Genomic DNA, 13092 nt, shown 5'->3' with positions numbered 1-13092 from the left:
TGGGTGTATTCAATGAGAATTTCTGAATTATTACTGAAGGAGACGATGATTTTAGATTTGAGATCGTCAACAAAAAACGATGTAATTGAAGAACTTGCTAGTGAATTAGACAGAGCGGGGCGCTTGAAAGATAAAAGTAAGTTCATTGAAGCAATTCATGAAAGAGAACAACAAACAACTACGGGGATTGGAGATGGAATTGCAATTCCTCATGCAAAAACCAGCGCGGTAAAGCATCCAACGATTGTGTTTGGTAGGTCTCACAAAGGAATAGATTATGATTCGTTAGATGGAAAACCTAGCCACTTATTTTTTATGATAGCTGCAAGTGAAGGAGCAAATAATGCACATTTACAAACATTATCACGCCTGTCCACTTTACTAATCGACGAAGATTTCAGACGTATATTGATGAAAGCGAATTCAAAAGAAGAGGTTTTAACGGCAATCAATGAAAAAGAGAAAGAAAAATTAGCATCTGAAGAGAATGATGTAAAGATGAGTGACTCGAAAGAAAAGTTTGTTGTTGCAGTAACTGGTTGTCCTACTGGAATCGCACATACGTATATGGCTGCTGACTCTCTTAAAGATAAGGCAAAAGCTCTTGGTATTAAGATTAAGGTAGAGACGAATGGTTCCGATGGTGTGAAAAATAGATTAACAGATGAAGAGATTCGTAAAGCAGATGCAATAATTATTGCGGCGGACACAAAAGTAGAAAAAGAACGATTTGCTGGAAAGCGTTTAATTGAAGAACCTGTAACTGCAGGAATTCGTAAACCGGAAGAATTATTGAAACGAGCGATTAGTGGTACTGCTCCTGTTTTCCAAGGAGAGGGTGGAAGCTCTACTAGTGAAAGTGGAGAGAGAAAGAAATCTGGATTCTACAAGCACTTGATGAATGGTGTATCAAACATGCTCCCATTCGTTGTAGGTGGAGGTATTTTAATCGCAATATCCTTCTTCTTTGGAGTTGAAGCATTTGATCCGGACAGTCCGGAATTCCATCCTTTCGCACAGTTATTAATGGATATTGGTGGCGGAAATGCGTTCTATCTAATGGTCCCAGTACTTGCTGCATTTATCGCAATGAGTATAGCTGATCGTCCCGGTTTCGCACCTGGTATGGTTGCTGGTTTGATTGCGTCGACTGGTGGCGCAGGGTTCTTAGGTGGTATTATTGCAGGTTTCTTAGCTGGTTATTTAGTAGAGTTACTAAAAGTTATTTTTAAATCAATGCCACAATCGTTAGCTGGTATTAAAACAATTTTACTTTATCCGTTATTTGGTATCTTCTTATCTGGTTATATTATGATGGAATGGATCATCGGTCCTGTAGGCTGGTTCAATACAACTCTAGAAAACTGGTTATCTGGAATGGGTACTGGAAACATCGTTTTACTTGGATTATTACTTGGTGCAATGATGGCAGTAGATATGGGTGGTCCAATTAACAAAGCAGCGTTCACATTTGGTATTGCAATGATCGATGCAGGAAACTTCGCTCCACATGCGGCGATCATGGCTGGTGGAATGGTTCCACCACTTGGAATTGCTTTAGCTACCACTTTATTTAAAAATAAGTTTACGAAGCAAGAAAAAGAAGCAGGGAAAACGAACTACATTATGGGTGCGTCATTTATTACAGAGGGTGCAATCCCATTTGCAGCAGCAGACCCTGGTCGTGTAATCCCATCGATTATTGTTGGTTCTTCCGTTGCTGGTGGTTTAGCAATGTTATTCGGCAACACACTGATGGCACCTCATGGTGGATTGTTCGTAGTATTTGTTGCAGTTGGAAACTGGCCACTATACTTGTTGGCGGTATTAATCGGTGCAGTGATAACAGCATTAATGATTGGTTTTTGGAAAAAGCCAGTTGATTTGAAGTAGGGTCGGTTTGGTTGGATAAGGACGACGAGGCATTATGCCTGGTCGTCTTTTTTGCAGCTTAAGAAAGCAACTTTATTAGACATGGAAGGATGTCTTCAACGAGTAAATGGTATATAATACGGTTTAATTTCCGTTTTGACTTTATTTCGATGTTGAAAAGGAAATTAAACTCAAATATTTTCTATTTCAACTTTGTTTTCACATCAAATGTTCTTTAACAAACATTAACTATTAGCTATAATGACCGAACAGAGAAAACTAGCTAGCTCGGTAACGATGAAGCCACCAAGAAGCCACCATAAGGCCACTGTGGTATCACCCTAAAGCCTCCATGATGCACCCCCGTCAACAATCCCAGTTCTTTGGCTAATGAAGGGTCTTGCTTGAAGTTACTAAAATGTATTTCCCCCCTGCATCGGTTTTCAAAACAGAAATACTCCTCGCCAAAATAATTGTAATGTTCCCCAAATATTAAGTGATAATAAGAGAAGGATGTGTTAGATTGAATGGTAGATATCCATTCATTTACATTCCTTCGATACCCGAAATATGCTACTATTAGTTTTAGTTAAAACATAGGAGGTTTTTTAAAAGATGGTCTCATTTGATAGTTCTTATTATCCTTATGCTGCTCAAAGAAACGTTACATACGGCAAGAATGGAATGGTTGCGACATCACAACCACTAGCAGCTCAGGCTGGTCTTGATATTTTGAAAAAAGGTGGCAATGCAATTGATGCGGCGATCGCTACTGCGGCATGTCTAACAGTTGTTGAACCTACATCCAATGGTATTGGTGGAGACGCGTTTGCACTCGTTTGGACAAAAGGAGAGCTACACGGATTAAACTCGAGCGGTCCAGCGCCAGCTGCGATCTCCATTGAAAAACTGAAGGAACGAGGAATTGATGAAATTCCAAAGTTCGGATGGATTCCAGTAACTGTGCCTGGTGCTCCTGCTGCATGGGGAGAGCTCTCGAAAAAATTTGGTAAGCTTCCACTGACGGAGGTACTAGAACCGGCAATAAATTATGCTCGCAACGGATACCCATTGAGTCCAACTTTAGCTCACTATTGGAATGGCGCAGCAAAGGCATACAAAAATGCGTTGAGCGGTAAAGAGTTTGATAGCTGGTTTGAAACATTTACACCGAATGGAGAAGCACCGAAAGTAGGAGAGGTATGGAAATCGGAAGGTCATGCTACAACACTAGAAGCGATTGCAGAGACAAATGCTGAAGATTTTTACACTGGTGAACTTGCAGAAAAAATGGATGCTTACTCAAAACAATATGGTGGCTACTTATCAAAACAAGATTTAGCTGCATTCAAACCAGAGTGGGTAAAACCAATTAGTGTAAATTATAAAGGCTACGACGTGTGGGAAATTCCTCCGAACGGTCAAGGGATGATCGCCCTAATGGCTCTGAATATGCTGAAAAATGATGAGTTCCAAGCTCGTGATGAAGTAGACACATTCCATAAGCAAATCGAAGCGATGAAGCTTGCATTTGCAGATGGTGAAAAATATATTACGGAAGAGTCAGAAATGTCCGTTGCAGTTTCCCAATTATTAAGTGAGGAATACGGAAAAGAGCGACGTGCTCTAATCGGAGACGAAGCACTAACACCAACTGCAGGTGAGCCTTCTAAAGGCGGAACGGTATACTTAGCAACAGCGGATGGAGAAGGAAATATGGTTTCCTTTATTCAAAGTAACTACATGGGCTTTGGTTCTGGCCTAGTTGTTCCAGGCACAGGGATTTCGTTACAAAACCGTGGCCACAATTTCAGTCTAGATCCTAACCACGATAATGCATTAAAGCCAGGGAAACGAACGTATCATACGATTATCCCAGGCTTTTTAACAAAAGGAAATGAAGCTGTTGGTCCATTCGGCGTAATGGGAGGATTCATGCAGCCACAAGGTCACATGCAAGTTGTCATGAATACCATCGACTTTGGACTTAACCCGCAAGCTGCATTAGATGCACCAAGGTGGCAGTGGATGAAAGATAAGCACGTTATGCTTGAGCAAGCAGTACCAAATCATATAGCTGTTGCCTTGTCTGGCAAAGGCCACAACATTCAGGTTACCCATCAATCAGGCAGTTTCGGTAGAGGGCAAATTATCTGGAGAGATCCGAAGACAGGAGTTTTAGCCGGGGGAACCGAATCAAGAACGGATGGTTCCATCGCTGTTTATTAATACACTTTTTTTGGGAAAAATAACGTGAAATAATGAATAAAATATTTTGGGAAAAATATAGTAGAAAAATGAAAACGTTGAGCGCCTAAACAAAGGCGCTTGCGTTTTGCATCTAGAAATTGTCTTTCCTAAAAAAGTTAAAAGTATAAGACAAACAAAGGCTTTCGCAATGAATGTAGTGATAAGCCCAGAGTTTTTCTAAGTAAATGAAGGAGCAATAGTATGAGTCAAGCTCAAATTTTTATGGCATTTTTACGAGTAGGGCTGTTAGGATATGGCGGTGGGCCAGCCTCCATCCCTCTTTTTCACAAAGAAGTTGTCGAACGTTATAAGAGTATGACAAGTGAAGAGTTTGCTGACATTTTAGCAATTGGTAATACGTTACCAGGACCTATCGCAACAAAGATGGCAGGTTATATCGGATATCGTGTAGGTGGCGTACTTGGAATGTTTAATGCAGTTATAGCATCCGTTTTTCCTACTGTAATTTTAATGATAATTCTACTAACTTCCTTAGCATCATTTCGAGAATATACATGGGTTCGCGGGATGACCCACGGAGTAATTCCTGTCGTTGCAGTGATGATGGGGGTTTTAACATGGAGCTTCATAGACAGCTCAAATAAGGCATTCGGGTGGATGAAAGTCATTTTTCTTCTGGTCTTTTCTTTTCTTTTTATTGAAATTTTGAATTTGCACCCGGCCATTGTTATCGGTGGTTTAATACTTTTCGTATTTTTGAAGAAACCGTCAAAAGCTGCTACGAAGAAAAAGGACGGTGAAACGTCATGATCTATTGGGAGATATTTTTAGCATTTTTTATCCCTGGCATTGTGGGCTACGGTGGAGGTCCTGCAACCATTCCTCTTATTGAGTATGAAGTAGTACACCGTTACGGCTGGATGTCCGTAGAGGAATTTGGGGAAGTATTAGCACTTGGAAATGCTCTACCTGGCCCAATCGCAACGAAAATGGCGGGATATATAGGCTTTGAGCAAGGGGGGATTTTAGGTGCTTCTGTAGGACTATTTGCTACCATAGCTCCATCGCTTATTTTAATGGTTATCTTACTAAGTATCTTATATAAATTTAAGGATTCACCAAAGGTAAAGCTATTGTCCAATATCGTGCGTCCGACAATTGCTGTGCTTTTAGGGATGCTTACCATTCGGTTTGTTGAAACTTCATATTTAGAAAGTGGATGGCTACAAACAATCTTTTTACTAGGAGTAAGCTATTATCTTTTGGAAAAAAAGAAGGTGCACCCTGCATATGTGATTTTAGGTGCGTTAGTATATGGAGCGGTATTCTTAGCACCAGCGGGGTAGAGTGACAGAGATTGGTGTTATTGTGAACAACCAGATAGTCTAAATGTATACGTTATTAATGAGGGACCTGAACTCTTCTTCAGGACCCTTATTTTAGGTGGAAATTTATATTATATGAACATATATACAGTAATGCCTAGGAATAACCACGCGGCGCCATCAAGTAGATATAGGAGATATTGCTTTTCTTGTTTCTTAAATAAATATTGTTCTACACTAAATAATAAATTTATTAGTACTCCTAAGAATGGGAACAAAAGAAAGGGGTTTGCATTGTCATAGAGAACACCAAAGAGTACAAAGCTTATTAGCATAAGATAAAATAGAATTGCGAAGCTTTTCCTTTCATGTTTGTAGCCCCAAGTTCTTTTCGGTATATGTAACTTTTGCTTTACTAACCGTCCAATGAAAAACCATAACAAGGTAATTACGAAAATACTTACCCAAATCATAGAAACACCTCCTGAATAAAGTGTACCATATCTTCCATATGATGGGTTTTATTAAGGACTCTATTTTCACTTCAGGATGCCACTAAGTTCAAAGAAGAAACTTGTTGTTTTTAACAATAAAAATGGCCCTGTTCAAATGAACGGAGCCATTATATTAATTAGGACCTTTATGGTATGAGTACGATACTGCCGTTCAGGGTGTGGGCTTCTATCGCTTGATGAGCTTTCGCTGCTTCTTCAAAGGGATAGGTTGCTCCAACATGTGAATGGATGGTCTTTTGTGATAGTAAGCTACTAATTTCCTCTCCAGCCTTCACTAATTCTCCTTTAGGAGCAGTAAATAAAAGTACGCCCATTAAAGACGCGTGCTTTTGGTTCAAGACTCGCCAAGGTAATATAGGGGCATTATTTTTCGGGGAGCCGATGGTGATGATTCGTCCACCTACTTTGATTATCTCTAAATCAGACTCCATATTTTCACTTAAGGACATATCTAGAATGACGTCTACGCCATCCGTAATTCCTTTCACCTTTTCAACAACATCTTCTTCTGTATATAAAATTCCGTAATCAGCGCCAGCTTTTTTGCAAAGCTCGAGTTTTTCTTGTGTACTGGCAGTAGCAATAACCTTTGCTCCTGCACGTTTTGCGAGTTGAATTGCTGCGTTACCAACTGCGCCTGCACCGCCATAAATGAGTACGAATTCTCCTGGCTGGACTTTAGCACGGAAATGAAGCGACAAGTGAGCTGTCATAAATGGCATTGCCAGTGCAGCACCTTCGACTTCTGAAACAAAATCTGGTAGAGGAAAAACTTGATCTGTGGAAACAACAACGTATTCTGCGCATGTTCCAGGTATATTCGTGCCCCACACTTTATCGCCTATTTTATATTCTGTCACTTTTTCTCCTACTTCAACAATCGTTCCACCTAAATCAAAATGAGGGATGTGAGGAAAAGATGGTACTTGTCTTATCCCTTTTCGGAAGTATGTATCAACCGGATTGATAGCGCTGCCTCCTACTTTTATTAAAACTTCATTTTCCTTAGGCGATGGATTACTCATTTCTTTTACTTGTAAAACTTCAGGACCTCCGTATTGCTCATAAACAACTGCTTTCATATAAGCCCCCACTCCCAACATTTGGATTTATCTATATTGTATAGGCTTTTATAAAAGAAATCACGATTTATTGATAAGGGGAAGCAATAAATCGTGTAAAAATAGAACATGTTATTTTTCCAAAAGCCTAAGCTCTAGTCAAAATGAATTCTCGTTCCACTCGTCCATGTTGCTTCTGTGTGAGTTAATCCACCACGATCCATCAGTTCAACCACGATTTCATTATGAATGGTTACACCTTCTGAATTGAGATAAGGAACCATTTGCTGTAAGCTGTGGTGAAAATAAGCTAATTCTTTTTCCGTCCATTCGGATTTAGGTAACATGGATAGTTCTGTAAAGTCACGCCCAACGTACATAGAATTACCTCCTTGAATGTTAAACTATTTCTAGTTTTCCTAGATGATTGTCTACATATTCGATATAATGAGGTCGATAACTGGATACATAACCAAAATTAAGATAATACATTGATTGTTAATGGAGGGTATATTTGATGAGCGAAAAAAAAGTGGCACTTATTACGGGAAGTAGTAGGGGAATTGGAAAACGAATTGCGATGAAATTAGCAGAAAAAGGCTACAATATCGTTTTAAATTACGCGCGAAGTCGTTCGAAAGCGGAAGAAGCAGCTGCTGAAATTGAGAAGTTGGGAGTGGAAGTACTAACCTTTAAAGCGAATATTGCCAAAAAAGAAAAAGTAGAAGAGATGTTCCAAGCGATAGATGAAAAATTTGGAAGAATGGATATTTTAGTTAACAATGCTGCGTCTGGTGTTTTGAGACCACTGTTGGAACTAGAGGAAAGTCATTGGGATTGGACAATGGATATTAACAATAAAGGGATGCTGTTTTGTTCGCAGCTAGCTGCAGAGCGTATGAAAAATGCTGGAAATGGAGGAGCAATTGTCAGTTTAAGTTCGTTAGGGTCACAGAGGTATTTGAAAAACTATACAACAGTAGGAGTTTCTAAGGCTGCTGTAGAGGCTCTAACACGTTATTTGGCAGTAGAACTTGCTCCCTTTCAAATTCGAGTGAATGCAGTGTCTGGAGGTGCTGTAGACACAGATGCTCTTACACACTTTCCAAATCGTGAAGAACTATTGAGTGATGCTATCAGTAGAACTCCTGCTGGGCGGTTGGTGGAACCCGATGATTTAGCTGATGCAGTATTATTTTTACTTTCGGAAGAAGCCAAAATGATTTGTGGACAAACTATTGTTGTTGATGGTGGGATTTCATTATTGACGTGACGTTTTTGAAGGGGTAAATCAGACAAAAAAAGGAGAAAATTGGTATCGTTATATAACTTAGTGTTAGTACTGCATTTCATTAAAGTCTTAAAAATTTGTTTAAAAAATGACGTTTTTTTTTCGGATAAAAAATTACCTCGTGGAGATGATAATCTCTGTGGAGGTGATACAAGATGGCAAAGCGAGCTTCTAAAACGAACGCACAGCAAGTACGTCAACAAAATGCACAATCTGCACAAGGGCAAAGCAATAACTATGAATTTGCTAGTGAGACTGATGCACAAGAAGTACGTCAACAAAACCAACAATCTGCACAACGTAAGCAACAAGCTTCTTCTAAACAACAGTAATATCTTATGCTAATGTAATTCATTAGTGTCCTAGCACCCCTTTTTCCTATTCGGAAAAAGGGGTGTTTTTAATGTTGGGAAAGGCTTGATGGGTGCTCGAATTAGGAAGGATTAGGTGAGTGGGGAATAATAAATGGTGCCAAAGTGACCGAACGAGGAAGAAAGGGGTGGATTGGGTAACTATGGAGGAGTTAAAGTGACCGAACGAGGAAGCAAAGGAGAAGTTGGGTAACAATGGAGGTGTTAAAGTGCCCGAACGAGGAAGAAAAGGGTGGATTGGGTAACAATGGAGGAGTTAAAGTGACCGAACCAGCAAGAAAAGGAGAAGTTGGGTAACAATGGAGGAGTTAAAGTGACCGAACCAGGAAGAAAAGGATGGTTTGGGTAACAATGGAGGAGTTAAAGTGACCGAACGAGGAAGAAAAGGGTGGATTGGGTAACAATGGAGGAGTTAAAGTGACCGAACGAGGAAGAAAAGGAGAAGTTGGGTAACAATGGAGGAGTTAAAGTGACCGAACGAGGAAGAAAAGGGTGGATTGGGTAACTATGGAAGAGTCAAAGTGACCGAACGAGGGAGAAAAGGAGAAGTTGGGTAACAATGGAGGAGTCAAAGTGACCGAACGAGGAAGCAAAGGAGAAGTTGGGTAACAATGGAGGAGTTAAAGTGACCGAACCAGGAAGAAAAGGATGGTTTGGGTAACAAAGGAGGAGTTAAAGTGACCGAACAAGGAAGAAAAGGAGAAGTTGGGTAACAATGGAGGTGTCAAAGTGACCGAACGAGGGAGAAAAGGAGAAGTTGGGTAACAATGGAGGTGTCAAAGTGACCGAACCAGGAAGAAAAGGATGGTTTGGGTAACAATGGAGGAGTTAAAGTGACCGAACGAGGAAGAAAAGGAGAAGTTGGGTAACAATGGAGGTGTTAAAGTGACCGAACCGGGAAGAAAAGGATGGATTGGGTAACAATGGAGGAGTTAAAGTGACCGAACCAGGAAGAAAATGCGAAGTTGGGTAACAATGGAGGTGTTAAAGTGCCCGAACGAGGAAGAAAATGCGAAGTTGGGTAACAATGGAGGTGCCAAAGTGACCGAACGAGGAAGAAAAGGATGGTTTGGGTAACAATGGAGGTGTTAAAGTGACCGAACCAGCAAGAAAATCCGACCTAGTCAATGCCTATTTCTAATAATCATTTTAAAATTTGGAAATCAATAGTATAATGAAGTTGAATTGAAGAAAGAAAAGGGTAAAGTGTATATATGTGCTAGAGAGGATTACCAACTTTAACCACTAGATGGTGGGAGGGATATAATGTTCTTTTGGAAAAGTGGGAAAAACAAGAAGAAAGAAGATGATGGGAAGTCAAAAGAGATACCTATAGTCACTGTTACGATTGATGATGTGAGAAAGGCAGTAAATGATTATGCCTCCAATCTCCCTAAAGGAGTTTCGCTTCGAAGTATCGTGTTAGATACTCATGAAATTGACTTTAATTTACTTCACACCCACTTAGGCGGAAAACCAGATAAGAATTTCTACATGTCAAAAGAGACATTTGAAATTTTTGAAGAACAAGAATACCCTAAATACATCGATTTATGTCAAATTGCTTGTGATCAATATTTTTTGGAAAAAGGAGAGTATCCCATAACTCCCGGAGATCCATATCAACAGATTAGTTATTTTAAGCTGAAAGATTATTTAACCAAGAAACCACCGTTTGATCTATACTTACATGCAAAAGATCGAATGGTTACCCACCGTGCTTCAAGATAATTAATTAAGAAAGGAGAAGAAATGTGAGTTTTCCCAAGACAGGCAGTAACATACAAGTACATAGCTATAAGCACAATGGGCAGCTTCATCGTGTTTGGGAAGAAACGATAATATTAAAAGGAACTTCTCATGAAGTGATTGGTGGAAATGACAGGATTATGGTTCAAGAGTCAGATGGAAGACAGTGGAGAACGAGAGAACCTGCAATCTGCTATTTTACCGCTCATAATTGGTTTAATGTGATTGGAATGATACGAAATGACGGGATTCATTATTATTGTAATTTAGGAACCCCATTTACATATGATGACGAAGCATTAAAATATATTGATTATGACTTAGATATTAAAGTGTTTCCGGATAAAACGTACAAGCTGTTAGATGAAGATGAATTTGCTCTACATAAAAATCAGATGAACTACCCGGATGAAGTGGAGGTTATTCTCCGTCGTAGTGTGGACGAGCTCGTATCTTGGGTAGGACAACAAAAAGGTCCTTTTGAGCCAGGTTTTATTGAGTATTGGTACGAAAGATTTTTACAATATCGCTAGAAGTTTCTGCATATAATACAAGGGAGGACGGTTAAATAAACAAAACCGTCTTTTTCTTTTTGGATCAAGTAGGTTCAAAAGTAATCATGTCCATTCACGACGACCGAAGAATAAAAAAGAAAAGATTATCATCAGCCCTTCCAATTATCGAAACACACAAACCAGCTATAATAAAGCATAATTGATATTCTTTCTTTCGGGAGGAAATAGTAGAAAAAAACAGTGTGAAAGTAAGATTAGGGGTGTCAGCTTGGATAGTATAAAACGTTATTTAAAATTTATAAAACCTTATTGGAAACAAATAATTATAACCATTTTAATTGGATTATTTAAATTCGGAATTCCTCTTATGATTCCTCTTGTATTAAAATATGTCATTGATGATATTATCGGAGCACCTAACTTATCGGTGGATGAGAAAATGACATCATTGTACTGGCTAATGGGAATTGTACTCATTGTTTTTATCGTATTACGTCCTCCAGTTGAATATTATCGCCAGTATTTTGCCCAGTGGACTGGGAGCAAAGTTCTATATGATATACGAAATCAGCTGTTTGAACATTTGCAAAAGCTAAGCCTGAAGTTTTACTCTAATCGGAAAACGGGAGAGATCATTTCTCGAGTTGTTCATGATGTAGAGCAGACAAAAAACTTTGTCATCACAGGAGTTATGAACATATGGCTTGATATGTTCTCTATCATTGTTGTCATTATTATTATGTTCACTATGGATTTTTGGTTAACGATAGTAGCGATTTGTTTATTGCCGTTTTATGGGGTGTCCATTAAATATTTCTTTAGTAAATTACGTTTACTTACGAGACATCGATCTCAAGCATTAGCCGAGGTACAAAGTCATCTTCATGAACGACTTCAAGGGATGAACGTGATTCGAAGTTTTGCAATTGAAGAGCATGAGCAGAAGCAATTTGATAAGCGGAATGAGAATTTTTTAGACAAAGCAATTGATCATACACGGTGGAATGCAAAGACATTCGCTGTTGTAAATACACTGACTGATATTGCGCCTATCCTTGTTATTGCAGTGGCAGGTGCGTTAGTTATTCAGACAGACTTAACAGTTGGAGCAATGGCAGCATTTGTTGCTTATATGGACCGTCTTTACAATCCGTTACGTAGGCTGGTTAATTCATCCACAACATTAACACAATCCATCGCTTCTATGGACCGTATGTTTGAGTTAATTGATGAGGAATATGACATTACGGATAAAAAGGGAGCCGTGCCATACTCTCATCCGCAAGGGGAAGTAATTTTTGATAATGTGAGTTTTAGCTACGACGATGATCAAAATGTGCTTCATGATATTAATTTTCGAGTGGAGCGGGGAGAGACAGTAGCCCTTGTAGGAATGAGTGGGGGAGGAAAGAGTACAATTATCAGTCTTATTCCTCGATTTTACGATGTTTCGGATGGTCGGATTGTCATTGATGGAAAGGACCTTCGTGATTATCAAATGCGCTCGTTGCGTGACAGAAGTGGGATCGTATTACAAGATAATGTGATTTTCAGTGATTCTGTACGATTTAATATTTTAATGGGGCGTCCAGAGGCTACCGAGGAGGAACTCATTGCTGCTGCAAAGGCTGCAAATGCCCATGACTTTATTATGGAGCTACCAGAAGGATATGACACGAATATTGGAGAGCGAGGAGTAAAGCTTTCTGGTGGGCAAAAACAACGTGTAGCAATTGCACGAGTGTTTTTGAAGAGTCCAGAGATTTTAATATTCGATGAAGCAACGAGTGCGTTGGATTTGGAAAGTGAGTATTTAATCCAGCAATCGTTAGTTCGATTGGCGGAAAACAGGACGACATTTATTGTCGCTCATCGATTATCCACCATCACACACGCAGACAAGATTATAGTTATTGAAGATGGACGTATGGTAGAAATGGGATCGCATGAAGAATTGATGAAGCAAGAGGGAGCGTATTATAACTTGTTCCAGGTGCAGACGTTGGAATAGAGTGAGAGTGCGTAGTTATAGTGAAGGGGAGGTCATCATAGTGTAGGGCTATGGTGATCTTCTTTGGATTTCGGGGGATCGTGACCTTTGTGGCGGTTAAGGGGGAGGAAGGTAACCATAGGGTGTTATGGTTACCTTCGTTGGTATTACAGGGGAAGGAAGGTAACTAAA

The 13092-nt window shown here is 39.6% G+C and carries 12 protein-coding genes; 9 read left to right on the top strand and 3 right to left on the bottom strand.

Annotated elements, in window-relative coordinates; translation table 11 throughout:
- Positions 1 to 12 precede the first annotated feature (12 nt).
- From ACERII_RS18215 to ACERII_RS18200, 4 genes are all read left to right on the top strand, one after another.
- Complete coding sequence (locus ACERII_RS18215) at positions 13 to 1893, top strand: PTS fructose transporter subunit IIABC (protein ID WP_373644203.1); 1881 nt, start codon at positions 13 to 15, stop codon at positions 1891 to 1893.
- A 594-nt stretch (positions 1894 to 2487) separates the two neighbouring features.
- Positions 2488 to 4101 (top strand): gamma-glutamyltransferase family protein, encoded by a 1614-nt coding sequence (locus ACERII_RS18210; RefSeq protein ID WP_373644201.1) that lies wholly within the window; start codon positions 2488 to 2490, stop codon positions 4099 to 4101.
- 222 nt (positions 4102 to 4323) lie between these two features.
- A complete protein-coding gene (locus ACERII_RS18205; RefSeq protein ID WP_373644200.1) occupies positions 4324 to 4893 on the top strand; it encodes a chromate transporter in 570 nt (189 codons plus the stop codon).
- A complete protein-coding gene (locus ACERII_RS18200) occupies positions 4890 to 5429 on the top strand; it encodes a chromate transporter (protein ID WP_373644199.1) in 540 nt (179 codons plus the stop codon). Before ACERII_RS18205 ends, ACERII_RS18200 begins: the two co-directional genes overlap by 4 nt.
- Positions 5430 to 5539: 110 nt before the next feature.
- Here ACERII_RS18200 and ACERII_RS18195 read toward each other — a convergent pair whose 3' ends face one another.
- From ACERII_RS18195 to ACERII_RS18185, 3 genes are all read right to left on the bottom strand, one after another.
- Entirely contained in the window at positions 5540 to 5881 is a 342-nt protein-coding gene (locus ACERII_RS18195) for a DUF4181 domain-containing protein (protein ID WP_373644198.1), read from the bottom strand.
- A 167-nt stretch (positions 5882 to 6048) separates the two neighbouring features.
- Complete coding sequence (locus ACERII_RS18190) at positions 6049 to 7005, bottom strand: NADPH:quinone reductase (RefSeq protein WP_373644197.1); 957 nt, start codon at positions 7003 to 7005, stop codon at positions 6049 to 6051.
- Between the two features lie 134 nt (positions 7006 to 7139).
- A complete protein-coding gene (locus tag ACERII_RS18185) occupies positions 7140 to 7364 on the bottom strand; it encodes a cytosolic protein (protein WP_373644196.1) in 225 nt (74 codons plus the stop codon).
- Positions 7365 to 7501: 137 nt separating this feature from the next.
- Here ACERII_RS18185 and fabL point away from each other — a divergent pair, with 137 nt between their 5' ends.
- The 5 genes from fabL (at position 7502) to ACERII_RS18160 (ending at position 12921) form a co-directional block, all read left to right on the top strand.
- Entirely contained in the window at positions 7502 to 8257 is a 756-nt protein-coding gene (gene fabL / locus ACERII_RS18180; protein ID WP_373644195.1) for an enoyl-[acyl-carrier-protein] reductase FabL, read from the top strand.
- Positions 8258 to 8430: 173 nt separating this feature from the next.
- The gene (locus ACERII_RS18175) at positions 8431 to 8607 is read left to right on the top strand and encodes a gamma-type small acid-soluble spore protein (protein ID WP_373644194.1); all 177 of its coding nucleotides are present in this window, start codon (positions 8431 to 8433) and stop codon (positions 8605 to 8607) included.
- A 1305-nt stretch (positions 8608 to 9912) separates the two neighbouring features.
- Positions 9913 to 10377: a DUF3939 domain-containing protein gene (locus ACERII_RS18170; protein WP_373644193.1), complete on the top strand. Its 465-nt coding sequence runs from the start codon at positions 9913 to 9915 to the stop codon at positions 10375 to 10377.
- Positions 10378 to 10400: 23 nt separating this feature from the next.
- On the top strand, positions 10401 to 10928 hold the full coding sequence (gene ntdP / locus ACERII_RS18165) for a nucleoside tri-diphosphate phosphatase (RefSeq protein WP_373644192.1): 528 nt from the start codon (positions 10401 to 10403) through the stop codon (positions 10926 to 10928).
- A gap of 250 nt (positions 10929 to 11178) precedes the next feature.
- Positions 11179 to 12921: an ABC transporter ATP-binding protein gene (locus ACERII_RS18160; protein ID WP_373644191.1), complete on the top strand. Its 1743-nt coding sequence runs from the start codon at positions 11179 to 11181 to the stop codon at positions 12919 to 12921.
- Positions 12922 to 13092: the final 171 nt, after the last annotated feature.

Source organism: Evansella sp. AB-rgal1, from assembly GCF_041820985.1.
Taxonomy (GTDB): domain Bacteria; phylum Bacillota; class Bacilli; order Bacillales; family Salisediminibacteriaceae; genus Evansella.
This window is presented reverse-complemented; position numbering and strand designations above follow the sequence as displayed.

Coding starts and splice junctions, on each gene's coding strand:
- ACERII_RS18205 (WP_373644200.1), top strand. CDS start 4,324: ATGAGTCAAGCTCAAATTTTTATGGCATTTTTACGAGTAGGGCTGTTA.
- ACERII_RS18170 (WP_373644193.1), top strand. CDS start 9,913: ATGTTCTTTTGGAAAAGTGGGAAAAACAAGAAGAAAGAAGATGATGGG.
- ACERII_RS18215 (WP_373644203.1), top strand. CDS start 13: ATGAGAATTTCTGAATTATTACTGAAGGAGACGATGATTTTAGATTTG.
- ACERII_RS18185 (WP_373644196.1), bottom strand. CDS start 7,364: ATGTACGTTGGGCGTGACTTTACAGAACTATCCATGTTACCTAAATCC.
- ACERII_RS18195 (WP_373644198.1), bottom strand. CDS start 5,881: ATGATTTGGGTAAGTATTTTCGTAATTACCTTGTTATGGTTTTTCATT.
- ACERII_RS18210 (WP_373644201.1), top strand. CDS start 2,488: ATGGTCTCATTTGATAGTTCTTATTATCCTTATGCTGCTCAAAGAAAC.
- ACERII_RS18190 (WP_373644197.1), bottom strand. CDS start 7,005: ATGAAAGCAGTTGTTTATGAGCAATACGGAGGTCCTGAAGTTTTACAA.
- ACERII_RS18200 (WP_373644199.1), top strand. CDS start 4,890: ATGATCTATTGGGAGATATTTTTAGCATTTTTTATCCCTGGCATTGTG.
- ACERII_RS18175 (WP_373644194.1), top strand. CDS start 8,431: ATGGCAAAGCGAGCTTCTAAAACGAACGCACAGCAAGTACGTCAACAA.
- fabL (WP_373644195.1), top strand. CDS start 7,502: ATGAGCGAAAAAAAAGTGGCACTTATTACGGGAAGTAGTAGGGGAATT.